Genomic DNA, 22,814 nt, shown 5'->3' with positions numbered 1-22,814 from the left:
CGCAGCCGGACGCCGGGCACCCACGACGGCCGTATGGGCGACTTGCTGGTGGAGCGTTTCCTCTCGGACGGCTGCGTGAAGATCGAGGGCGCTTTCCCGCCGCGTGTCGCCGAGGACTGCGTCCGGCTGCTGTGGCGGGAGACGGGGTACGACGCCGATGACCCGGCGACCTGGAAGGACCCAGTGCACTGGGTGGCCGGTCTGGCGCAGGGTCCGTTCGCGGCGGCCGCCAACTCCCCCGCGTTGCATGAGGCGTTCGACCTGCTGGTCGGCGAGGGCCGCTGGGAGCCCCGTTACTCGCTGGGCAGCTTTCCGCTCCGTTTTCCGCACGAGGAGGAACCGGACGACGCGGGCTGGCACATCGAGGGCAGCTGTCTCCCCGACGGCGCCTCGGCATATCACACAAACCTGCGGTCGAGGGATCGCGCGCTGCTGATGCTGTTCCTGTTCACCGAGGTCAGCGAGGGCGACGCGCCGACCCGCATCCGGGTGGGCTCGCACCTCGGCGTACCGCGGGTGCTGGAGCCGTACGGCGAACAGGGCGCCTCGTTCATGGAGCTCGGCCCGAAGGTGGCGGCGGCCTCCGCGCATCGCCCGGTCGCGTACGCCACCGGCGGCCCGGGCGACGTGTACCTGTGTCATCCGTTCCTGGTACACGCCGCGCAGCCGCATCACGGCACGCGGCCCCGTTTCATGGCGCAGCCGCCGCTGTGTCCCGCCGTGCCCTACGTGTTGGAGCGTGAGGACGGCGACTACTCGGCGGTGGAGTTCGCGATCCGCCGGGGTCTGGCCCGGGAGGGCTGACCCCGGCGGATCACGTCAGGGGACTTTCAGGGAACTGCCAGGTGTCTCAGTGGACTTGCCGGGGGCTTCCGGTGGGTCAGAGCGCCGGGTAGGCGTTCTTCATCAGCTCCTGGAACTGTGCCGAGAACCAGTGCCCGGCGACCGGGGCGTTCGGCAGGGCGCCGGACATGTTGTTGTTGTTGCGCGGGTTGCCCGTGTACGTCGGGTCGCACATCCGGTCGAAGCCCTTGCCCTCGTCGTTCGGGATGGCGCTGCTGGAGCCGTCGGACTCACCCGGCGGCTTCATCCAGACGTACGCGTCGATCCCGGCGGCCGGGCTGGCCTTCGGGCGCTCACCGAGACCCGCACCGGACTGGTTGCACCAGTTCCCGGTGTTGAAGCGGCGGTCGTAGCGGCCGCCGTCGACGTAGGTGTCGACGCTGGTCATGGCACCGGGGCCGGTGGGCCGGGCCGAACCGCCCCAGCCGTTGCGGGAGGTGTCGATCAGCATGCCGACGCCGGAGTTGAAGCCGGTCGTCACCAGCTGGTTCCGGAAGGCCTGGGCGAAGGAGAGCTCGTCGACGTAGCGGTTCCAGTCGACCCACTTGGACTCGCGGACGGACTTGCCGGCCACGGAGTCGTTGATGGTGAAGTTGTTCTCCTTCAGGGCGCTGTAGTTGGCCGTGTTGGTGATGAAGCCGTGGACGTCGTTGACGGTGGCGCCCTCCGTGGTGGCCGCCTCCTTCATCAGGGTGGCGGTGGGCGCGAAGTTGTCGTCCCAGCCGATCCAGCCGTGGTGCCCGGCGTCGATGTAGTTGTAGACGTTGGGCACGTCACCGAGCTTGTTCAGGGCGTAGCCGACGCCCTTCTGGTAGTTGCCGTTGGCCTTCATCACGTCGCACTGCGGGGTGGCGGTGACCCGGCTGCCGGTGTTGGTGACGAGGTTGGGCAGCGAGTCGATCTCGATGGTGGTGACGATCCGCAGCCCGGCGTACTTGGCGTCGGCGAGGATCGCCTTGATCGGGTCGATGTACTGCGTCTTGTACTTGTCGATCTCCGTCGGGCCGAGCTCACCGTTGGAGGAGAGAGCCGCGCAGTCGCGTCCGGGCAGGTTGTAGATGACCAGCTGGACGACGAGTTCGCCGGAGCCCTTCTGCTTGAGCGCCTCGTCGAGGTGGGCGCGCAGGCCCATGCCGCCGTTGACGCCGTTGATCGCGGCGATGCGGTCGAGCCAGACGCCGGTGGGCTGGTTGGAGATGCGGCTGCCGCCCGGTTCGGCGGCGGCCTTCGCGGACCACTCCGGGTTCACGTACACCTTGGCGCCGGAGTACGGGTTGTCGACCTTGGGGCCGGTCGGGTCCGGCGGATCGGTGGGTCCGCCGCCGCCGTTGTCGACGTTGCAGGTCACGCCGTCGAGGGTGAAGGTGGCCGGGAGGGCGTTGGTGCCGCTGTAGGTGCCCTGGAAGCCGAAGCTGGCCGAACCGCCGGTGGCGAGGGTGCCGTTGTAGGACTCGTTGGTGGCGGTGACTGCGGTGCCGCTCTGGCTGACCTTGGCGTTCCAGCCGCTGGTGACCTTCTGGTTACCGGCGTACGACCACTTCACGGCCCAACTCGACTTGGCGGCACCGTTGTTGGTGACGGTGACGGCGGCGGTGAAGCCGGTGTCCCACTGGTTCTGCACCTTGTAGTCGACGGTGCAGGGGATGGCGGCGGCGCCGACGTCCCCGGGAACGACGGCGAAGGCCGTCCCGGAGGCCCCGGCGACCAGCGCCAGGGCAGCGAGTATCGCGGTTCTGGTACGACTCATGAGTGCGGGTTCCTTCTCGGTTGCGGGTGACTCGGTTGCGGGAGTTGTCAGCCGTTCAGGGAGCGCAGGTGGTCGCGCAGCCCGGTTCCGAACGCCGTGGGCGTGCCGTCGTAACTGGAGATCAGGGCGGGACCGGTGTTGCAGTTCCAGGTGTTCCACGTCCAGCCCAGGTACGACAGACCGTGGTCGTCGAACCACTTCATGACCTGGTCGATGAAGCCGTGCGCGCAGGTGTTCTCACCGATCTCGCCGGCCACGAGCGGCACTTGGGCGGCGACCGGGGCGAGCGTGGAGTTCCAGCAGCTCTCGTTGGAGCAGGCGTTGAAGTTGTACACGTGCCAGGCGGCGGCGAGATTGCCCGCCGGGTCGGTGGGCTTGTACGTGAGCCATTGGCTCAGGTCGTTCGAGTACGCGATCCCGCCTGCCAGAATCAGGTTTCTGGCGCCGGTAGTGCGGATGCTGTCTACGAGATCCTGCATACCGGCGACCTCGTATCCGATGCCGGGGCAGGTGCCGCCGTCCCGCCAGCACTGCCACGCCTGGGTGGTCGTGGAGGTGGCGCGGTCCGGGTAGGGCTCGTTGAACAGGTCGAAGACGACGGTGGGGTCGTCCTTGAAGGTGTTCGCCACCGAGGTCCAGAAGGACGGTGTGTACTGCATGTCGGGCATCGGCTTCTGGCAGCTGGCGTGCACGTCCGCGCAGCCTGAGGAGTTGCCGGTGTACTGGCCGTAGGTCCAGTGCAGTTCGAGCATCGGCGTCATGCCGTTCGCCTTCACCTTCGCCACCAGGTCCTTGACGGCGTTGATGTAGTTGGCGCCGGCGTACTCGGGTTGGATGTTGGTCAGGCCCAGCCAGCACTCCTCGTTCAGGGGGATACGGACGGTGTTGGCGTTCCAGTCGGCGATCGCCTTGACGGAGGCGTCGTCGACCGGGCCGTCGAAGATGCCGCGGCCCTGGACGCACATGAACTCGCCGCCGGACCGGTTCACGCCGAGCATGCGGCGGGTGTCGCCCTCGGGGTCCACGAGCTTGTTGCCGGATACGCGCAGGACGGGTGCCGTGCCGTCCCCGGGGTCCGGCGGATCGGTCGGATCCGGGGTGGGTGACGGTTCGGCGTCGACGTTGCAGGTGGTGCCGTTCAACCGGAACGACGTCGGTACGGCGTTGCTCCCCGACGAGGTGGCGAGGAATCCGGCGCTGATGCTCGCGCCGGTGCCGAGCGAGCCGTTGTAGCTTTCGTTGGCGGCGGTGACGGTCGTACCGGACTGGGACCACTTGGCGTTCCAGCCCTGGTTGACCTTCTGGCCGTTGGTGAGGTCGAAGGTCAGCTTCCAACTGCTCACGGAGGCTGCGTTGTTGGTGATTCTGACGGCGCCCTGGAAGCCGGTGTCCCACTGGCTGGTGACGGAGTACTCCACCGTGCAGGCGGGTGCGGCGCCGGACGCCGTGACCGCCGTGACGGTCATGGACCCGACAAGTGCGAAAGCGCCGGCGACGGCTAAAAGTACTGAACGCGGGGGGTGTCGCATGAGCGAGTCCTTGCAGTTCGGGCGCGTCGTGACAGACGCGTCGACTGATGGAATCGCTCCCACTGGTGTCAACGAAGCTAGCGCCAAGTGACGGCAAAGAACAGAGGAGTTACTGACTTTCCCTCAACGTCGATTGTCGAATCTTTTCGACTCTTCAAGCACCTTGACCCCTTCCACCCCCGTCCCCACTATGGGAGCGCTCCCACTGGTTCAAGCCTTGACATCTCCGAGCCGCGAGGAGGAACCAGCCCATGCCCCCCAGAGCAAGACGCCGGACCGCCCGGCGTTTGTGGACCGCCGTCGTGGCGGCCCTGGCACTTCCGTTCACCATGCTGAGTGCGGGTTCAACTCCCGCCCAAGCGGCGCCACTTCAGTGCAGTGTCGACTACAAGACGAACGACTGGGGCTCCGGTTTCACCGCGGACCTGACGATCACCAACCGCGGCACGGATCCCATCGCCGGCTGGACCCTGACCTACAGCTACGCGGGCAACCAGAAGCTCAGCGGCACCGGCTGGAACGGCTCCTGGTCCCAGTCCGGCCAGGCGATCACGGTGAAGAACGCGTCGTACAACGGCACGATCGCCGTCGGTGCCGCCGTCTCCACCGGAGCGCAGTTCACCTACAGCGGCACGAACGCGAATCCGGCCGCCTTCGCGGTGAACGGCACCAGTTGTACGGGGGCGCACCAGCCGCCGATCACGGTGCTGACCAGCCCGGCGGCGGGCGCGGTCTACACGCAGGGGGACGCGGTTCCGCTCGCCGCCACCGCCGCGGCCGCGGACGGCGCGACGATCAGCAAGGTGGAGTTCTACGACGACACCACGCTGCTGGGCACGGACACGACGGCGCCGTACTCGCTCTCGGCCTCCAGTTTGACCGTGGGCAGTCATTCGCTCCTCGCGAAGGGGTACGACAGTCTGGGCGCGTCCGCGGAGTCCACGCCGGTCGGCATCACGGTCGCGTCGGGTCCCGCGGTGGTGGCCTCGACCAACCAGCTGGCCGTCCAGCAGGGCAAGACGGGCACGTTCGACGTGAAGCTGTCGACCCAGCCGTCCGCCAACGTGACGGTCACGACCGCCCGCACCGGCGGCAACACGGGTCTTTCGGTGACCGGCGGGGCGTCGCTCACCTTCACCCCGTCGAACTGGAACACCGCACAGAAGGTGACCATCACGGCCAACGCCTCCGGCACCGGCGCGGCCACCTTCGAGTCGACGGCCACCGGCCACGCGAAGTCCACGGTGACGGTCACCCAGATCGCGGCGTCGAAGGAGTACGACGCCCGCTTCCTGGAGCTGTACGGCAAGATCACCAACCCGGCCAGCGGCTACTTCTCCCCCGAGGGCATCCCCTACCACTCGGTCGAGACGCTGATCGTCGAGGCTCCGGACCACGGACACGAGACGACGTCGGAGGCGTACAGCTACCTTCTGTGGCTGCAGGCCATGTACGGCAAGGTCACCGGCGACTGGACGAAATTCAACGGCGCCTGGGACATCATGGAGAAGTTCATGATCCCCACCCACGCCGACCAGCCGACGAACTCCTTCTACAACGCCTCGAAGCCGGCGACGTACGCGCCCGAGCTGGACACCCCGAACGAGTACCCGGCGAAGCTCGACGCGTCGGTCCCGGTCGGTTCGGATCCGATCGCCGGTGAACTGAAGACTGCATACGGTACGGACGATGTCTACGGTATGCACTGGCTGCAGGACGTCGACAACGTCTACGGCTACGGCAACTCGCCCGGCAAGTGCGAGGCGGGCCCGACGGACACCGGGCCGTCGTACATCAACACCTTCCAGCGCGGCGCGCAGGAGTCGGTGTGGGAGACGGTGCCGCAGCCGACCTGCGACGCCTTCAAGTACGGCGGCAAGAACGGCTACCTGGACCTGTTCACGGGTGACGCGTCGTACGCCAAGCAGTGGAAGTTCACCAACGCCCCGGACGCCGACGCGCGGGCCGTGCAGGCCGCGTACTGGGCGGACGTCTGGGCGAAGGAGCAGGGCAAGGGCAGTGCCGTTTCCGCGACCGTCGGCAAGGCCGCGAAGATGGGCGACTACCTGCGCTACTCCATGTACGACAAGTACTTCAAGAAGATCGGCAACTGTGTCGGACCGTCGGCCTGTGCGGCCGGCACCGGCAAGGACGCCTCGATGTACCTGATGTCCTGGTACTACGCCTGGGGTGGTGCCACCGACACCTCGGCCGGCTGGGCCTGGCGCATCGGCTCCAGCCACGCGCACGGCGGCTACCAGAACCCCCTGGCCGCGTACGCGCTGAGCAGTTACGCCGACCTGAAGCCCAAGTCGGCGACCGGGCAGGCGGACTGGGCCAAGTCGCTCGACCGGCAGCTGGAGTTCTACCGCTGGCTGCAGTCGGACGAAGGTGCCATCGCGGGCGGCGCGACCAACAGCTGGGCGGGCCGCTACGCGACGCCGCCGGCCGGGAAGTCGACGTTCTACGGCATGTACTACGACCAGCAGCCCGTCTACCACGACCCGCCGTCCAACCAGTGGTTCGGCTTCCAGGCGTGGTCGATGGAGCGGGTGGCCGAGTACTACCAGCAGACGGGTGACGCGAAGGCCAAGGCGGTCCTCGACAAGTGGGTCGACTGGGCGCTGTCCAAGACCACGGTCAACCCGGACGGCACCTACCTGATCCCGTCGACGCTCCAGTGGTCGGGCCAGCCCGACACCTGGAACGCCACCAGCCCGGGCGCCAACAGCGGCCTGCACGTCACCGTCGCCGACTACACCAACGACGTCGGTGTGGCCGCCGCGTACGCCAAGACCCTGACGTACTACGCGGACCGCTCCGGCGACACCCAGGCCGCGACCACGGCCAAGGCACTGCTCGACGGCATGTGGGGCAACTACCAGGACAGCCTCGGCATCGCCGTCCCGGAGACCCGCGCCGACTACAACCGCTTCGACGACGGCGTGTACGTCCCGAGCGGCTGGACCGGCACCATGCCGAACGGCGACGCGATCAACTCGTCGTCGACCTTCGACTCCATCCGCTCCTTCTACGAGGACGACCCGGCCTGGTCGAAGATCGAGGCCTACCTGGCGGGCGGAGCCGCGCCCTCCTTCACGTACCACCGGTTCTGGGCCCAGGCGGACATCGCCCTGGCCATGGGCTCGTACGCGGAGCTTCTCGAATAGCCCCCGCCAAGCGCTCCGCGGGTTGGGCGGTGTTCGGCTGCGGGCCGTGTGTGGCTGGTCGCGCAGTTCCCCGCGCCCCTGAAGGGCGCGGTGGCTCACCGCACTTCGCCGGAACCGCTTGAAAGCTCCGCGTACGCGGTCTCGTCACCTGACGACGAGGCCACCTGGCCGGGCGGCCCCCACCCGCACTGGGGGCCGCCCGGCCCTCGCACGCTCCCTCCTGCACGGCCCTCCCCCCGCAAGGCCCTCCCGAAAGGAAGGTCCCCCACCGTGCGAAGAACCCGCATCCTCACGGCCGTACTGGCACTCGCGGCCGGTCTGCTCGCGGGCACCCCGCCCGCACTGGCCGCCGACACCGCGAAGCCGGCGCTCGCCGCCGACACGTACACCTGGAAGAACGCGCGCGTCGACGGCGGCGGCTTCGTCCCCGGCATCGTCTTCAACCGCACCGAGAAGAACCTGGCGTACGCCCGTACCGACATCGGCGGTGCCTACCGCTGGCAGGAGTCGACGAAGACCTGGACGCCCCTGCTGGACTCGGTCGGCTGGGACGACTGGGGGCACACGGGCGTGGCCGGTCTGGCCTCGGACTCCGTGGACCCGAACAAGGTGTACGCGGCTGTCGGCACGTACACGAACAGCTGGGATCCGGGGAACGGGGCCGTGCTCAGGTCCTCCGACCGGGGCGCCAGCTGGCAGAGGACCGACCTGCCCTTCAAGCTGGGCGGCAACATGCCCGGCCGGGGCATGGGCGAGCGGCTGGCGATCGACCCGAACAAGAACAGCGTGCTGTACCTCGGCGCGCCGAGCGGCAAGGGCCTGTGGAGGTCGACGGACTCCGGTGTCACCTGGTCGCAGGTGACGAACTTCCCCAACGTCGGCAACTACGTGGCGGACCCGTCCGACACCAGCGGGTACTCGAGCGACAACCAGGGCATCGCCTGGGTCACCTTCGACGAGTCCACGGGCACGGCCGGGAACGCGACGAAGACGGTCTACGTCGGGGTCGCGGACCTGCAGAACTCGGTGTACGGGTCGACCGACGGAGGCGCGACCTGGGGCAGGCTCGCCGGGCAGCCGACGGGATACCTCGCGCACAAGGGCGTCCTGGACGCCAAGAACGGTTACCTGTACCTCGCCTACAGCGACAAGGGGGGCCCGTACGACGGCGGGAAGGGCCAGTTGTGGCGGTACGCGACCGCGACCGGCGCCTGGACGAACATCAGCCCGGTCGCCGAGGCCGACACCTACTACGGCTTCAGCGGGCTGACGGTGGACCGGCAGAAGCCCGGCACCGTCATGGCCACCGCCTACAGTTCCTGGTGGCCGGACACCCAGATCTTCCGCTCCACGGACAGCGGCGGCACCTGGACGAAGGCGTGGGACTACTCCTCGTATCCCAACCGTTCGAACCGCTACACGATGGACGTGTCGTCCTCCCCGTGGCTGACCTGGGGCGCGAACCCCTCGCCGCCCGAGCAGGCCCCGAAGCTGGGCTGGATGACCGAGTCGCTGGAGATCGACCCGTTCGACTCCGACCGGATGATGTACGGGACCGGCGCGACGGTCTACGGCACGGAGAACCTCACCAACTGGGACAGCGGAAGCCAGTTCACCATCAAGCCGATGGTGCAGGGCCTGGAGGAGACAGCGGTCAACGACCTCGCGTCGCCTCCCTCCGGCGCCCCTTTGCTGAGCGCCCTCGGTGACATCGGCGGCTTCCGGCACACGGACCTGACGAAGGTCCCCTCGATGATGTTCACCTCGCCGAACTTCACCTCGACGACCAGTCTGGACTTCGCCGAGACCACCCCGAACACGGTCGTCCGGGTCGGCAACCTCGACTCGGGGCCGCACATCGCGTTCTCGACGGACAACGGCGCCAACTGGTTCGCGGGCACCGACCCTTCGGGCGTCAGCGGCGGCGGCACGGTCGCGGCGGCGGCCGACGGCAGCCGGTTCGTGTGGAGCCCGGCGGGCACGGGTGTGCAGTACGCGACGGGCTTCGGTTCGTCCTGGGCGGCGTCGAGCGGTATCCCCGCGGGCGCGATCGTCGAGTCGGACCGGGTGGACCCGAAGGTCTTCTACGGCTTCAAGTCCGGGAAGTTCTACGTCAGTTCGGACGGCGGCGCGACCTTCACCGCGTCCTCGGCGACCGGCCTGCCGAGCGGTGACAGCGTCCGCTTCAAGGCGCTGCCCGGGACGAAGGGCGATGTGTGGCTGGCGGGCGGTGCGAGCGACGGCGCGTACGGGCTGTGGCACTCCACGGACGGCGGCGCGACCTTCGCCAAGCTCTCCGGCGTCGAACAGGCCGACACGATCGGCTTCGGCAAGGCGGCGACGGGGGCGTCGTACCAGACGCTCTACACCAGCGCGAAGATCGGTGGAGTACGCGGCATCTTCCGCTCCACCGACAAGGGCGCGACCTGGACCCGCATCAACGACGATGCCCACGAATGGGGCTGGACGGGTGCGGCGATCACCGGTGACCCGCGGGTGTACGGCCGTGTGTACGTGGCGACGAACGGCCGTGGCGTCATCTACGGCGACAGCTCCGATACCGGAGGCGGCGGAACGGATCCGGGACCGGGCCCCGACCCGACCCCGACCGGCGCCTGTGCGGTGACGTACAAGGTCACCAACCAGTGGTCGGGCGGCTTCCAGGCGGACGTGCAACTGTCCAACACCGGCTCAACCGCGTGGAACGGCTGGTCACTCGGTTGGACCTTCGCGGACGGGCAGAAGGTGTCGCAGGTGTGGAACGCCGAGTACGCGCAGTCGGGCACGGCGGTGACGGCCAAGAACGTCGGGTGGAACGCCAACGTGGCGGCGGGCTCGTCGGTGAGCTTCGGGTTCACGGGGAGCTGGTCGGGGACGAACACGAAACCGGCGGCGTTCAAGCTCGGTGATCAGAGCTGCAAGGTGAGCTGACGAACTCACAGGGCGCGTGCCGGCCGCGGCACGCGCCCTCCGTACCGAGCCACCGCAGCGACGGTGGCTGGGACGGGCGGTGACTAGGGTGTGTAGACCGTCGGCCGCGGTGCCGTCGCCATCCCGCTCCCGATGAAGAAGCTCGGGTGCGGCGGTTGGTTGTATGCGGTGTTCTGCCAGGCCAATGCCGTGCGGTACATCGTGTCGTGCAGCAGGGTCGTGATCTTGGTGCTGGTCTCGGTCGGGGTCGAGTAGATCCGCAGTGCCGTGTTGTTCGACGTCGCCCAGACGACCTCCTCGCGCCAGTCACCGAGGATGTCACCGGACAGGGCCGGCGTGGCCTTGGTGCCGTTGTTGGAGTGGACGCCCGAGCCGGTCAGCAGGCGCGTGTCGCCGGAGGTGCCGTACTTGTCGATGCGGGTGCCGTCGAGGAGTTCGCGGACGGTGTCGCCGTCCCACCAGCTCACGAAGTTGATGCTGGAGGGCTCGCGGCCGAGGGAGGCGCCGGTCGCGGAGCGCAGGGTGGTGTCGGAGGCGGACCAGGCTTCCGCGCCCGCGCTGCCGGCGTAGATGTCGGCGGCGACTCCGCGGCCGTTGTCGGCGCCGGAGGCCGTCTGCCACAGGAGGGCGCCGGTGCGTGCGTCGGCCAGCCACGAGCCGGGCTGGCTGGTGCTCTCGGAGACCTTGAAGTACTCGAGGCCCGCCCGCGAGGGGTTGAGGTCCCCGACGTGGCCGGCGTCACCGTGGCCCGTCTTGGTCGTCCACAGCCCGGAACCGTTGTCGTCCACGGTCATGGCGCCGTACACGATCTCGTCCTTGCCGTCGGCGTCGACGTCGGCGATGGACAGGCTGTGGTTGCCCTGGCCGTCGAAGCCCTTGCCGGCGTTGGTGGAGGAGGAGGTGTCGAAGGTCCAGCGGCGGGTGAAGGTGCCGTTCCGCCAGTCCCAGGCGGCGATCACCGAGCGGGTGTAGTAGCCGCGCGCCATGATGAGCGAGGGGCGGGAGCCGTCCAGGTACGCCGTTCCCGCGAGGAAACGGTCCACTCGGTTGCCGTACGAGTCGCCCCACGACGACACGGTGCCGCGGGCCGGGACGTAGTCGACGCTCTGCATCGCCTTGCCGGTCTGGCCGTTGAACATGGTCAGGAACTCGGGGCCGGACAGCACATAGCCGCTGGAGTTGCGGTGGTCGGCGGACGAGCTGCCGATGACCGCGCCGGTGCCGTCCTTGGTGCCGTCGGCGGTCTTCATGGCGACCTCGGCCTTGCCGTCGCCGTCGTAGTCGTACGCCTGGAACTGCGTGTAGTGCGCGCCGGAACGGATGTTGCGCCCCAGGTCGATGCGCCACAGCCGGGTGCCGTCGAGCTTGACGCCGTCGACGATCGTGTTGCCGGTGTAGCCGGACTGAGAGTTGTCCTTGGCGTTCGTCGGCTGCCACTTCAGCACGAAGTCCAGCGCGCCGTCGCCGTCGAGGTCGGCGACGGAGGCGTCGTTGGCCTCGTAGGTGTAGGCGACGCCGTCGGGTGTGGTGCCGCCGGCGGGCGGGGTGATGGGTACGTCCTTGTAGCCGGTGCGGAGTTGGACGGCGTGGACGGAGTCGCTCTGCTCGACGCCGCCGACGATCGCGCGGACGGTGTAGTCGGCCTGGGCGGGGGCGCCGGAGTGGAAGTAGTTCGTGGAGCCGGTGACCGGGGTGGAGTTGACCTTCGTGCCGGCTCGGTAGACGTTGAAGGAGACGTCGTTCGGGTCGGTGCCGAGCCAGCGCCAGCTGACCAGGTTGCCGCTGTCGATGTGCACGCTGACGACTCCGCGGTCGAGTTTCTCGACCTGGCGGGCGGTGGCTGCCTCGGCGGTGTCGGCGCCGAGGGACGTGGTGAGTCCGGCGCCCACGAGGGCCGCGACGGCGGTTGCCGCCGTGAGGAGCACTCGGCGTCTGCGGTGCCTGCGCGGGAGCGGCTCCGGGTCCGGCTGGGGGTGTGACTGCGCGTGCGGGTGCGGGTTCTGCACGGGGCGAACCTCCTGGGAGGACGGGCGGGTTCCGTTCCTCCTCAGTCGCCGCCGTGCGCGATCGAGTTGCCGTATCTTTCGGCCAATTCGGCGACCGTGCGGGCGATTTTCGCGCGCAGCTCGGGCGGTTCGAGCACCTCGATGCCGGTGCCCAGGCGCAGGAACTCGGCGTGGGCGTGGTCGAGGGACTCGATGGGGACCGTCGCCACGGTCCAGCCGTCGTCGTCGGTATGTCCGTCGGCCACTGTCTGCCTGGCGAGCCGCACGCCCGGCGCCAGGCGCACCACCGCCTCGCCCTGCCGGAGCCGGGCATGGAAGTCGCGCTGGTGGGCCGTCCAGTACGCGGTCAGGTCGAAGTCGTCGGGGCGGGAGAATTCCGCTGCGCCGGTGGTGACTTCGAGGATCTGGTCGACGCGGAAGGTGCGTGGTTCGGGGCCGGCGACGACGTACCAGCGGCCCGCCTTGAGGACCAGTCCGTACGGTTCGAGGCGGCGCTCCACATCGGTGGGCGCACGCCAGCGACGGTATACAATATTCAGGATACGGTTGTTCCATACCGCGTCGGCGACTGCCGACAGGTACGGCGTCTCGACCCCGTCCGCGTACCATCCCGGAGCGTCGAGGTGGAAGCGCCCGCTGATCCGGTCCGCGTGCGCGCGCAGTTCCGTCGGCAGGGCGGCCCGCACCTTGAGCTGGGCGGCCGCCAGGACGGCACCGAGACCGAGGTCCGCGGCGGGACCGGGGACCCCGGAGAGGAACAGTGCCTGCGCCTCTCCGGCGGTCAGGCCGGTGAGACGGGTGCGGTAGCCGTCGAGGAGACGGTAGCCACCGGCGTGGCCCGCGTCCCCGTACAGCGGGACACCGGCGGCACTCAGCGCTTCGACGTCCCGGTAGACCGTGCGGACGGAGACCTCCAGTTCCTCGGCGAGCTGGGCGGCGGTCATCCGGCCGCGGGTCTGGAGCAGCAGCAGGATGGACACCAGTCGGCCTCGACCCGGACAGCGGTTGGGAGGAATTCGATGCCGCCGGCCGCTGCTGGAGCCTGTTCGACGGGGCCGCGAACATCGACGAACTGGACGTGCCGGGTCAGGGATGGAAGGGGCTGACGCTACGGCTCTTCGACCGGGAGAGCCGGCAGTGGTCACTGAACTGGTCCTCCAGCCGCAGTGGAAGACTGTTCCCGCCGGTCATCGGCCGCTTCGAGGGCGGGCACGGCGTGTTCCACGGCGACGACACACACGACGGGAAGGACGTGCGGGTGCGGTTCGTGTGGTCGGGGATCTCCGCCACCACGGCCCGCTGGGAACAGGCCTTCTCGGTGGACGACGGGGACACCTGGGTGACCAACTGGTCCATGGACTTCAGCCGGTCTTCCGGAACGCCAGCACCGTGAACACCGGGTCGGGCCGCGGCCGGTCCTGGTCGGGCAGCGCCCGCAGGCCGGCGGCGAACCGTTCGACGAGCGGATGGCCGGGCGGCAGCCGTGTGAACCAGCCGCGCCGCAGGTCCGCGACCGTACTGCGCGGGCTGCGGCCCTGACCGAGGCCGGGGAAGAGGGTCTCTCCCACCGGATCCAGTCCACAGGCGACTGCATACGACACAACGGCTCCGTGCCCGTCCTGGGCCGGCCGACGCGGGCGCGGCGCGAGCACCGCGTCGATGTCGCTGCCCACGTCGTGCGCGGCGGCCTTGTCGACGGTGGTGACGTACACGCCGCCCGGCCGCAGCACGCGGGCGCACTCGGCGACGACGGCCCGGACGTCGTCGGGCCCGTCGAGCAGATGGAGCAGCCACACACTGGTGACGGCGTCGAACGCCCCGTCGGGGAACGGCAGCCGGCGGCCGTCCGCGAGGACGATCGCCCCGGGCAGCCGCAGGGACGCCGTCCGGGCCATCCCGTACGTCAGGTCCGCGCCCGTCACCCGCAGCGCCGGCCGGGTTGCCGCCAGGCGACGGGTCACGATCCCGGTGCCGCAGGCGACGTCGAGCAGGCGGCGGGCGTCGGCGGGGACCATGCCGAGGACGGCGCCTGCGGCCGCGGCGGCTCTGGGCTCGCCGCCGCGGGTGGCGTCGTAGGCGTCGGCCTCCTTGTCGTAGTCCAGCACCTGCGTCACTGGGCTCCGTGGCCGGGGGCGAGCGCCTCCACTTTCGCCGCGAGCTCGAAGTCCAGTTCGGTCACGGCCCCGCCCACACTGTGGGTGTTCACCGTCAGGGAGACGGTGTTGTAGCCGAGGGTGAGATCCGAGTGGTGGTCGAGTTCCTCCTGGACCTGGGCGATGTGGACGACCATCGCCGTGGCGGCGAAGTGCGTGCCGAGCCGGTAGGAACGGGCGAGGCGGTCGCCGTCGAGCGACCAGCCCGGCAGCTCCGCGAGACGGTCCTCGATGTCCTTCTGCGACAGCGGTTCGACGGGCATGACCTCGCTCCTTCGTGGATGTCGGGTGTTCCTTCAGCCTGCCACAGCCGGGCTGCTTCGGCCCTGGTCAGGAGGGTTCCCCGGTGGTCAGTCGCGGACACTCCCCCAGAGGGGGGCCGAGGCCGCGAGGTCGTCGGCCAGGGCGGCGATCCGGGCACGGCCCTCGACCTGTTCCACCCACGCGTGCGGCAGTCCGACGTCACCGTGCCGGGCGCCGAGGAGGTTGCCGCAGATGGAGCCGGTGGAGTCGCTGTCGCCGGAGTGGTTGACGGAAAGCAGCAGGGCGTCCTTCACGTCGGTCGCGGCGAGGGCGCAGTAGACGCCGATGGCGAGGGCCTCCTCGGCGACCCAGCCCGCGCCGAGGGACTCGACCTTCTCCGCCGTCGGCGCGCCTTGCGCCGCCAGGTCGACGGCCTGACGCAACGTTGCCGAGGTCTCCTCGTGACCCCGGTGGCGCTCCAGCTCGCGCAGGGCGCGCAGGACCGAGCCTTCGAGGGAGTCCCCGTCGACGATGTGCGCCACGATCGCGGCGAACGCGCCCGCCGCGTAGTAGCCGGTGGGGTGGCCGTGGGTGATCTGGGCGCCGCGGGCGGCCATGGCGAAGGCCACGTCAGCGCGGTTGACCAGACCGAAGGGGGCCGATCGCATCACCGCGCCGCAGCCCTTGGAGTCGGAGTTCACCTGACCCGGCTTGCCGTCGAGTTCCAGCCACGGGTCGGGGGCGTACATCTGGGCGACCCCGGACAGGCAGGCGTTGCCGGGGGCACGGCGGGAGTACAGCCAGGCCTCCGTGATCAGACCGCCGGCGGGAGCGCCGCTCGGAGGCGGCGCGGCCTGCTCCGGGCCCGGCTTCGTCTGGGTCTCCAGCCACCGCTCGTACGCCCAGCGCAGCAGCACGGCCCAGCTGCCGCCGATGCCCTTCTCCCGCTCCCGCGCGTGGGCCTGGACGATGGCCTCGACGGTGAACAGGGTCATCTGCGTGTCGTCACTGATGCGGCCGACCGCACCGTGCGCGCCGGGCACGAACCCGGTCGCTCCGCGCTCACCGTGGGACGCGCGGATCCGGTCCAGGGAAGAGAACTCGATGGGGTAACCGAGGGCGTCGCCGACGGCCCCGCCCAGGAGGCAGCCGCGCACTCTGGCGCGGTGGACCGCGGCGGTCTCCAGTGTCTGCTTCTGCGGCCGGCTCATGCGCCCACTCCTCGACTCACCACGGGCGACTGTCCATTGTCTGCAGTCGCCCGTTCTTCGACTACGGTTGTTCGCCGACGGTCGCCGCCATCCCGGCTGCGACTGCCCGTCGACCGCGGCCGTTCCTCGGCTACGGTCGTCCGTATGACCATTCTCGCGTCCGGTTCCGCCGCGTCCGCCGGTGCCCCCGCCGACAAGGGGGTGGGCCCGCTGCTGCGGGCCTGGCGGGAGCAACGGCGGGTCAGTCAGCTGGAGCTGGCGTTGCGCGCCGAGTCCTCGGCCCGGCACATCAGTTTCATCGAGACGGGCCGCTCCCGTCCGAGCGAGGACATGGTGCTGCGGCTGGCCGAACACCTCGACATCCCCGTCCGCGAGCGCAACGCGCTGCTACTGGCGGCCGGTTACGCCCCGCACTACCCCGAGACCCCGCTGGACGATCCGGCGCTGGACGCCCTCCGCGAAGGCATGGAACGGCTGATCCAGGGCTACGAGCCGTACCCGGCCCTGGTGGTCGACGCGATGTACAACGTCGTCGCGGCGAACCGGGGCATCCTGATGCTGCTCGACGGCATCCCGGAGTCCCTGCTCGCGCCACCGCTCAACGCCATGCGGCTGACCCTGCATCCGCAGGGCCTGGCGCCACGCATCCGCAACCTCCGTGAGTGGCGCGGGCATCTGCTGGCCCAGATGGGCCGGCAGATCGCCCTGCACCGCTCGGAGCCGCTGCGGGCGCTGTACGAAGAGGTCGCCTCGTACCCGGTGCCGGAGGAGGCGGCCGAGGTGCGGGACGGACAACCGGCCGAGCCGTTCGCCTACTTCGCGCTGCCGATGCAGATCGAGCACGAGGGACGGACGCTGTCGTTCATCTCGTCCATCTCCACCTTCAACACGCCCATGGACGTGACCGTCGCCGAGCTGGCCATCGAGACGCTGCTCCCGGCCGACCCGACAACGGTCAAATACCTTCACTCACTGATGTCCTGACGATTCCTCAGGGCGGCGTACTGCAGGAGGGCGAACCCGGCGACGGTGAGAGCCTGGAGCACGGTCCACACCGTGCCGGCCGTCGTCGGCGACAGCCACAGGCCCAGGGCGACGAGACTCAGCGCCGCCCAGGCGAGGTTGGCCTCGATCACGGCCCGGACGGGCAGCGCGGCCGGGTGGGCGCGGGCCGCGATCAGGCCGACGGCCACCGCGTACGCGGTCAGGAAGACACCGAGTCCGAGGAGCAGTCCCGAGTCCGTGCCGAGGAAACGCCCCAGCGGGCCGGAGGCGGCCAGGTAGGCGAGGCCGTTCGCCCCGGTCACCACGGCGTCCAGGACGAGGAAGCGACGCAGCACGGTGTGCGGGTCGGAGCTACGGGCGAGCGCGGCGAGCTGGGTCGCGGACATGACGAATCACCCTCCGTGGAGATCGAGTGGGGAAGACGGGATCCGGGACGCCGCATTCGCGTGGGATCCCGTGCCGGATCCCGGATCCCGGATGCGGATGCCGGATCCCGGATGCGGATGCCGGATCCCGGATGCGGATGCCGGATGCGGATCCCGGACCGGAGTGCGCCGGCCCGGAACCCGTACCACCACGATCCCGCCCGCCGACGCCCCGGTCGATTACCCCTGAGGTAATCCCGGTCGCCGTTAAGCGCATCGCCCCCCATCCCTGAGGCCTGTTCCCGGCCCCTGGGACTGATGAGACCGCCATCGAACATGGCACACTGCACGCAAGCTTCGACGCGTAGGGGAGGCGTGGCGTGAGTGAGCGGCGTCCTGCGCCCACCGTGGGTCAGGTGGTGCTCGGCAGACGCCTGCAGGAACTGCGGGAGGCGGCCGGCCTCAAGCGCGAGGAGGCCGCACAGGTTCTGCGGGTGGCCCCGGCGACCGTACGGCGGATGGAAATGGCCGAGGTCGCGCTGAAAATACCGTATGTCCAGGTGCTGTTGGAGACGTACGGTGTCGGCGACGACGAGACGGCCTCCTTCATAGACCTGGCCGAGGAGGCGAACCAGCCGGGCTGGTGGCAGCGGTTCCACGACGTGCTGCCGGAGTGGTTCAGCATGTACGTGAGCCTGGAGGGCTCCGCCCGGATCATCCGCTCCTACGAACCGCACTTCGTGCCGGGTCTGTTGCAGACCGAGGCGTACGCGCGTGCCGTGATGGAGGCGGGGACGATCGGGCAGGCGGGGCCGGAGACGACCGACCGGCATGTGTCACTGCGCATGGAGCGGCAGCGGCTGTTGGAGCGTCCGGACCCGCCCCACCTGTGGGTGATCATGGACGAGACGGTACTGCGGCGCCCGGTGAGCATCCACGGCGAGGTCATGCGCGAGCAGTTGGACAGGCTCCTGGAGTTCGCCGAGCGTGACCGGGTCACGCTGCAGATCGCGGAGTTCGAGGAGGGCCCGCACCCGGGGACGTACGCGCCGTTCTCGTTGTTCCGTTTCGGCGAGCCGGAGCTGCCCGACATGGTCTTCACCGAGTATCTGACCGGCGCCCTCTATCTCGACTCCCGCAAGGAGGTCGCGACGCATCTGGAGGTTCTGGACCACATGTCTGCGCGCGCCGCGTCGGCCGAGCGCACCAAGAAGCTGCTCCGGGAGCGCCGCGAGGACTTCTGAGCGCCGCGCAGCCGACCCCGCGCGGCCCACATGACCCATTTGGCCCACGCGGCCCACCCCGCACATCCGCACGACCACCGGCAGTCCGGTTCGGGAAGAGCTAAGCCGCCCCTCCCGCCTCGCCCCTGCCGCCCCTGCCGTCCTGGTCCCGCTCGTCGTCGACGATCTCCGCGTCCACCACACCCTCCTCTTCCTGCGGCGAGGTGTGCCGGCCGGCGTCCGTGTCCTCGGTGGGCGTCTGCTGGGCGGCTGCCTGGGCGTACATCGCCTGGCCCATCTTCTGGCTGACGGAGGCGAGTTTCTCGACGCCTGTGCGCAGGTCGTTCGTCTCGGCGTTCCGTTCCAGGAGCTGTTTGAGCTCGGCGACGGCGGACTCGACCTCCGACCTGGTGTCCGCGGGGACCTTGTCACCGTTCTCGCGGACGAACTTCTCGGTCTGGTAGACGAGTTGCTCGGCCTGGTTGCGGGTCTCGGCCGCCTCACGGCGTTTACGGTCCTCCTCGGCGTACTGTTCCGCCTCCCGCATCATGCGGTCGATGTCGTCCTTGGGGAGGGCCGAGCCACCGGTGACCGTCATCTTCTGTTCGCGGCCCGTGGCGAGGTCCTTCGCCGACACGTGCATGATGCCGTTCGCGTCGATGTCGAAGGCCACCTCGATCTGCGGCACGCCCCGAGGCGCGGGCGGCAGGCCCGTGAGGTCGAAGACGCCCAGCTTCTTGTTGTAGGCGGCGATCTCGCGTTCGCCCTGGTAGACCTGGATGCCGACCGAGGGCTGGTTGTCGGTGGCGGTGGTGAAGATCTCCGAACGCCGCGTCGGAATGGTCGTGTTGCGTTCGATGAGCTTGGTCATGATGCCGCCCTTGGTCTCGATGCCGAGGGACAGCGGGGTGACGTCGAGCAGGAGGACGTCCTTCACGTCGCCGCGCAGGACGCCCGCCTGGAGGGCCGCGCCGACGGCGACGACCTCGTCGGGGTTGACGCCCTTGTGCGGGTCCTTGCCGGTGAGTTCCTTGACCAGCTCGGTGACGGCGGGCATGCGGGTGGAACCGCCGACGAGGATGACGTGGTCGATCGCGGCGAGCTTGATGCCGGCGTCCTTGACCGCCTGGTGGAAGGGGGTCTTGCAGCGGTCGAGGAGGTCGGCGGTCAGCTCCTGGAACTGGGCGCGGGTCAGCTTCTCGTCGAGGTGCAGGGGGCCCTCGGCGGAGGCGGTGACATAGGGGAGGTTGATCGTGGTCTCGGATGAGCTGGACAGTTCGATCTTGGCCTTCTCGGCGCCCTCGCGCAGTCGCTGCAGGGCCATTTTGTCGTTGCCGAGGTCGATGCCGTACTGGCCCTTGAACTTCTTCACCAGGTGCTCGACGACCCGCTGGTCCCAGTCGTCACCGCCGAGGTGGGTGTCGCCGTTCGTCGCCTTGACCTCGATGACGCCGTCACCGATCTCCAGCAGCGACACGTCGAAGGTGCCGCCGCCGAGGTCGAAGACCAGGACGGTCTGCTCCTCGCCCCGGTCCAGGCCGTAGGCGAGGGCGGCGGCCGTGGGCTCGTTGATGATCCGCAGCACCTTCAGGCCCGCGATCTCCCCGGCCTCCTTGGTGGCCTGGCGCTGGGCGTCGTCGAAGTAGGCGGGGACGGTGATCACCGCGTCGGTGACGTCCTCGCCGAGGTAGGACTCGGCGTCCCGCTTCAGCTTCTGCAACACCCGGGCGGACAGTTCCTGCGCCCGGTAGCGGTTGCCGTCGATGGCGCCCTGGTCGGGAAAGCGCCAGTTCGCGTCGCCCATGTGACGCTTCATGGAGCGCGCGGTGCGCTCGACGTTCGTCACGGCCTGCCGTTTGGCGACCTCTCCGACGAGCACCTCGCCGTTCTTCGCGAAGGCCACGACCGACGGTGTGGTCCTGGCCCCCTCCGCGTTCGCGACGACGGTGGGGTCGCCGCCCTCCAGCACGGCCACCACCGAGTTCGTGGTCCCGAGATCGATTCCGACCGCACGTCCCATCGCTGTCCCCTTCCGCCAGGGAGCCTCCCGCACTCCAGCACAAAACTTGAGTGCCTTCTTGTCAATGGGTGGGTCTGGTCGGTGGAGGGCTCCGTCACACGGACGGGTACCCCAGTCTGCGCTCGTCCTGCCTTCCGCCCCTCAGGGCGACCGCCCGCCGAGGCCGGTCGGTGACCAGGACGTCCACCCGCGGGTCCGCGAGGAAGGCGCGCATCGGGGCGTCCTCGTTGACCGTCCAGACCATGGTGTAGAGGCCGTGCCGGGCCGCCTCGCGCAGGACGTTCGCGCGCGCCAGCCCCTGGTGCACGGCGATACCGGTCGCGCCGCAGGCGCGGACCCGCCGCATGGGCAGCAGCTCGCTCAGCCGGATCCCCGGCAGCCGGGCCGGGCCGACGTCCCTGCGGTCCCGGCCCAGGGACAGGGCCGTGCGTACGGCGGGGAACGCCCGCCTGATGGCGGCGACGGAGGCGTCCTCCAGGGTCGTGGCGACGAAACCGTCCATACCGAGGAGGGCGATCGCCCGGTCGATCAGTTCGCGCTCGTGCCCCATTTCCTTCAGGTCCAGGTGCCCCAACAGTTTCCCGGCGATCAGGGCCATGACGTCGTCGACGACCGGCACGGCGTACCCGGCGCGCTCGCTCAGCTCGGCGTGCGTGATCCGGGACAGGAGCGGGCCGGAGTGCGCGACTCGGGGGTCGTGGTAGACGACGAAGACACCGTCGGCGGTACGCCGGATGTCGAACTCGACGTACTCCGCGCCGGAGGCGATGGCGTCCTCGTACGCCGCCCAGGTGGCGGCCGCGGCGCGTTCGGATCCTCCCCGGTGGGCCGATACGGCGGGTCGTCGCGGCACGGTCAGGTCACCTTCCAAGGCGCATGGTCGACTCAGCTCCCGGAGGCGGATCGGGGTGGCGGCACCGGTGCGGGCGGCCCGCCGTCGGGCGGTGACAGGAGGGTGCCGGAGCGTCGGCTGACCCGCCTGAGCAGGACGTATCCGATCACGACGAGGACCACGAAGGGAAGCCAGGCCAGCGCGTACGCCGTGCCGTACGTGTGCAGGTCGAGGATGGAGCGGCCGGCGTCGACGTTGGTGCCGTTGATCCCGAAGAACGTCAGCAGCAGGGTCGGCGGCAGTGCGATGAGGGTGGCCGCGGCGACGAGGGCGGAGACGGTGCGGTCGCGGCGGTCGTCGCGTTCGGCGAGTTCGGCGTCCAGGGCGGCGGAGCGGGCGCTGATCACGGAGGTGAGGCGCTCGACCATGCGGGCCGAGTTGTCGAGGCTGTCGCGGATGCCGAGGGCGTCGCGCAGCGAGGACTGGAACCTCTCCATGAGCATTTCGGGGATCAGCAGGCTGTCGACGTAGGCCTCGACGCCGAACGCCAGGTCCAGTTGCAGTTCGTTGACGCCCGCGGAGAGGCGGGAGATGAGGGAGCGGACCTCGTACGGCGAGTCCGTCAGGGCCCGTTCGTTGGCCCGCATCGTCTCGAAGGCGGCGAGGCGGGTGCGCTGGAGGGTGGCGAGCGCGGAGATCATGCCGAGCGCGACCAGGGTCAGGCCGTTCTCCACGTGTGGGGCCCAGCCGGCCTGGACCGAGACGCCGCGGCCGTGGGAGGAGAGGGTGACGCCGTGGGCGCGCAGGTTGGGCGGCATGGTGGCGTCGAGGTCGGGGGTGTGGGTCGCCGGCATTTTGCCGCGGTAGACGATCTCGTTGAGCAGGGCGGGCCGGCGGGCCTCGTCGTCGCCGTCGCCGTCGCCGTCGGCGAGCAGGGCGTGCAGCAGCCGTCCGCCGGGGAAGACGAGTTGGTGCACGTTCTGGCCGTGGGCGAGCGGTGTCGGCAGTGCGAGCCGCTCGTTCAGCACGTCCAGCAGCGGTCTGCCGCCGAGGCGGATGCGTTCGCGGTGGAAGCAGGTGTCCGCGAGCCAGGCGGCGAGGGCGGCGGGCTCGGTGTCGGCGGCGAAGCCGCAGTCCAGGAGCAGGGTCACGTCACCGCGCGGGGTGGCGGCGACCATGATCTCGACCGTGGCCAGGGGAAGGCCGTGGCTGCCGTGCGGCAGGTGGAGGTCCTCCGGTGCGGCGGGCACGGCCAGGACCGGTACGGGGAGCACCTTCTCGCTGGACCTCAGGTGCGGTTCGAAGCGGCCGAAGTCGTAGCGGTCGACGAGAGCGCCCGGCGGGGAGTCGGCCGGACGCATCCGGCCGGCCAGGCTGAACAGCAGTACCGCGCGGGTGAGTTCACGTGTGGCGGAGTCGAGTGCCGTCGACCCGCTGGATGTTCCCGGCCCCATCACGTCCCTTTCGACGCCGTCATCTTGATACCCCTCCCCCGGGTCACGAACCGACCGTCGCGCGGGCCGCCCCGGGTGGGGC

General features: G+C 69.7%; 16 protein-coding genes and 1 pseudogene. 6 read left to right on the top strand and 11 right to left on the bottom strand.

Annotated features, from left to right (window positions below):
* Nucleotides 1–33 precede the first annotated feature (33 nt).
* A complete protein-coding gene (locus tag ACFWWR_RS00085) occupies nucleotides 34–804 on the top strand; it encodes a phytanoyl-CoA dioxygenase family protein (protein ID WP_384301580.1) in 771 nt (256 codons plus the stop codon).
* A 76-nt stretch (nucleotides 805–880) separates the two neighbouring features.
* Here the strand turns inward: ACFWWR_RS00085 and ACFWWR_RS00080 are convergent, their stop codons facing one another.
* On the bottom strand, nucleotides 881–2,590 hold the full coding sequence (locus ACFWWR_RS00080) for a glycoside hydrolase family 6 protein (RefSeq protein WP_383874028.1): 1,710 nt from the start codon (nucleotides 2,588–2,590) through the stop codon (nucleotides 881–883).
* Nucleotides 2,591–2,637: 47 nt separating this feature from the next.
* Complete coding sequence (locus ACFWWR_RS00075) at nucleotides 2,638–4,119, bottom strand: cellulase family glycosylhydrolase (RefSeq protein WP_384301081.1); 1,482 nt, start codon at nucleotides 4,117–4,119, stop codon at nucleotides 2,638–2,640.
* A gap of 251 nt (nucleotides 4,120–4,370) precedes the next feature.
* Between ACFWWR_RS00075 and ACFWWR_RS00070 the strand changes: the two genes are divergently transcribed.
* Nucleotides 4,371–7,289: a glycoside hydrolase family 48 protein gene (locus ACFWWR_RS00070; RefSeq protein WP_383874022.1), complete on the top strand. Its 2,919-nt coding sequence runs from the start codon at nucleotides 4,371–4,373 to the stop codon at nucleotides 7,287–7,289.
* Nucleotides 7,290–7,559: 270 nt separating this feature from the next.
* Nucleotides 7,560–10,220, top strand: a complete 2,661-nt coding sequence (locus ACFWWR_RS00065; RefSeq protein WP_383874020.1) for a cellulose binding domain-containing protein — start codon at nucleotides 7,560–7,562, stop codon at nucleotides 10,218–10,220.
* 83 nt (nucleotides 10,221–10,303) lie between these two features.
* Here the strand turns inward: ACFWWR_RS00065 and ACFWWR_RS00060 are convergent, their stop codons facing one another.
* Complete coding sequence (locus ACFWWR_RS00060) at nucleotides 10,304–12,226, bottom strand: rhamnogalacturonan lyase (protein ID WP_383874017.1); 1,923 nt, start codon at nucleotides 12,224–12,226, stop codon at nucleotides 10,304–10,306.
* A gap of 41 nt (nucleotides 12,227–12,267) precedes the next feature.
* The gene (locus ACFWWR_RS00055; RefSeq protein WP_384301578.1) at nucleotides 12,268–13,170 is read right to left on the bottom strand and encodes a helix-turn-helix transcriptional regulator; all 903 of its coding nucleotides are present in this window, start codon (nucleotides 13,168–13,170) and stop codon (nucleotides 12,268–12,270) included.
* A 44-nt stretch (nucleotides 13,171–13,214) separates the two neighbouring features.
* Here ACFWWR_RS00055 and ACFWWR_RS00050 point away from each other — a divergent pair.
* Nucleotides 13,215–13,619, top strand: a pseudogene (locus ACFWWR_RS00050) (hypothetical protein); the annotation flags it as partial.
* Here the strand turns inward: ACFWWR_RS00050 and ACFWWR_RS00045 are convergent.
* From ACFWWR_RS00045 to ACFWWR_RS00035, 3 genes are all read right to left on the bottom strand, one after another.
* Nucleotides 13,588–14,331: a class I SAM-dependent methyltransferase gene (locus ACFWWR_RS00045; RefSeq protein ID WP_384301576.1), complete on the bottom strand. Its 744-nt coding sequence runs from the start codon at nucleotides 14,329–14,331 to the stop codon at nucleotides 13,588–13,590. The pseudogene ACFWWR_RS00050 and the gene ACFWWR_RS00045 overlap by 32 nt on opposite strands.
* Nucleotides 14,332–14,336: 5 nt before the next feature.
* Nucleotides 14,337–14,642, bottom strand: a complete 306-nt coding sequence (locus ACFWWR_RS00040) for a 4a-hydroxytetrahydrobiopterin dehydratase (protein WP_383874014.1) — start codon at nucleotides 14,640–14,642, stop codon at nucleotides 14,337–14,339.
* Nucleotides 14,643–14,729: 87 nt separating this feature from the next.
* Nucleotides 14,730–15,833, bottom strand: a complete 1,104-nt coding sequence (locus ACFWWR_RS00035) for an ADP-ribosylglycohydrolase family protein (protein ID WP_384301079.1) — start codon at nucleotides 15,831–15,833, stop codon at nucleotides 14,730–14,732.
* A gap of 144 nt (nucleotides 15,834–15,977) precedes the next feature.
* On the opposite strand from ACFWWR_RS00035, the gene ACFWWR_RS00030 reads away from it, so the two are divergent.
* On the top strand, nucleotides 15,978–16,817 hold the full coding sequence (locus ACFWWR_RS00030) for a helix-turn-helix domain-containing protein (RefSeq protein WP_383874008.1): 840 nt from the start codon (nucleotides 15,978–15,980) through the stop codon (nucleotides 16,815–16,817).
* Here ACFWWR_RS00030 and ACFWWR_RS00025 read toward each other — a convergent pair.
* On the bottom strand, nucleotides 16,799–17,224 hold the full coding sequence (locus tag ACFWWR_RS00025; protein ID WP_383874005.1) for a hypothetical protein: 426 nt from the start codon (nucleotides 17,222–17,224) through the stop codon (nucleotides 16,799–16,801). The genes ACFWWR_RS00030 and ACFWWR_RS00025 overlap by 19 nt on opposite strands.
* A gap of 359 nt (nucleotides 17,225–17,583) precedes the next feature.
* On the opposite strand from ACFWWR_RS00025, the gene ACFWWR_RS00020 reads away from it, so the two are divergent.
* Complete coding sequence (locus tag ACFWWR_RS00020) at nucleotides 17,584–18,447, top strand: helix-turn-helix domain-containing protein (protein ID WP_383874003.1); 864 nt, start codon at nucleotides 17,584–17,586, stop codon at nucleotides 18,445–18,447.
* Between the two features lie 100 nt (nucleotides 18,448–18,547).
* Here ACFWWR_RS00020 and dnaK read toward each other — a convergent pair whose 3' ends face one another.
* The 3 genes from dnaK to ACFWWR_RS00005 all read right to left on the bottom strand — a co-directional run bounded on the left by dnaK (nucleotide 18,548) and on the right by ACFWWR_RS00005 (nucleotide 22,732).
* Complete coding sequence (dnaK, locus tag ACFWWR_RS00015) at nucleotides 18,548–20,446, bottom strand: molecular chaperone DnaK (RefSeq protein ID WP_383874000.1); 1,899 nt, start codon at nucleotides 20,444–20,446, stop codon at nucleotides 18,548–18,550.
* Nucleotides 20,447–20,540: 94 nt separating this feature from the next.
* A complete protein-coding gene (locus ACFWWR_RS00010; RefSeq protein ID WP_383873997.1) occupies nucleotides 20,541–21,299 on the bottom strand; it encodes a glycerophosphodiester phosphodiesterase family protein in 759 nt (252 codons plus the stop codon).
* Nucleotides 21,300–21,331: 32 nt separating this feature from the next.
* The gene (locus ACFWWR_RS00005) at nucleotides 21,332–22,732 is read right to left on the bottom strand and encodes a hypothetical protein (protein WP_383873994.1); all 1,401 of its coding nucleotides are present in this window, start codon (nucleotides 22,730–22,732) and stop codon (nucleotides 21,332–21,334) included.
* Between the last annotated feature and the right edge of the window lie 82 nt (nucleotides 22,733–22,814).

Source organism: Streptomyces sp. NPDC058678 (genome assembly GCF_042714835.1).
Classification (GTDB): Bacteria; Actinomycetota; Actinomycetes; order Streptomycetales; family Streptomycetaceae; genus Streptomyces.
The sequence above is the reverse complement of the archived record's forward strand: the minus strand, read 5'-3'. Positions and strand labels throughout refer to the sequence as shown.

Excerpts from the sequence above, each read along its gene's own strand:
- ACFWWR_RS00030 (WP_383874008.1), top strand. The coding sequence starts at position 15,978 with ATGACCATTCTCGCGTCCGGTTCCGCCGCGTCCGCCGGTGCCCCCGCC.
- ACFWWR_RS00025 (WP_383874005.1), bottom strand. The coding sequence starts at position 17,224 with ATGTCCGCGACCCAGCTCGCCGCGCTCGCCCGTAGCTCCGACCCGCAC.
- ACFWWR_RS00075 (WP_384301081.1), bottom strand. The coding sequence starts at position 4,119 with ATGCGACACCCCCCGCGTTCAGTACTTTTAGCCGTCGCCGGCGCTTTC.
- ACFWWR_RS00035 (WP_384301079.1), bottom strand. The coding sequence starts at position 15,833 with ATGAGCCGGCCGCAGAAGCAGACACTGGAGACCGCCGCGGTCCACCGC.
- ACFWWR_RS00080 (WP_383874028.1), bottom strand. The coding sequence starts at position 2,590 with ATGAGTCGTACCAGAACCGCGATACTCGCTGCCCTGGCGCTGGTCGCC.
- ACFWWR_RS00055 (WP_384301578.1), bottom strand. The coding sequence starts at position 13,170 with ATGACCGCCGCCCAGCTCGCCGAGGAACTGGAGGTCTCCGTCCGCACG.
- ACFWWR_RS00040 (WP_383874014.1), bottom strand. The coding sequence starts at position 14,642 with ATGCCCGTCGAACCGCTGTCGCAGAAGGACATCGAGGACCGTCTCGCG.
- ACFWWR_RS00085 (WP_384301580.1), top strand. The coding sequence starts at position 34 with ATGGGCGACTTGCTGGTGGAGCGTTTCCTCTCGGACGGCTGCGTGAAG.
- ACFWWR_RS00070 (WP_383874022.1), top strand. The coding sequence starts at position 4,371 with ATGCCCCCCAGAGCAAGACGCCGGACCGCCCGGCGTTTGTGGACCGCC.
- dnaK (WP_383874000.1), bottom strand. The coding sequence starts at position 20,446 with ATGGGACGTGCGGTCGGAATCGATCTCGGGACCACGAACTCGGTGGTG.
- ACFWWR_RS00005 (WP_383873994.1), bottom strand. The coding sequence starts at position 22,732 with ATGGGGCCGGGAACATCCAGCGGGTCGACGGCACTCGACTCCGCCACA.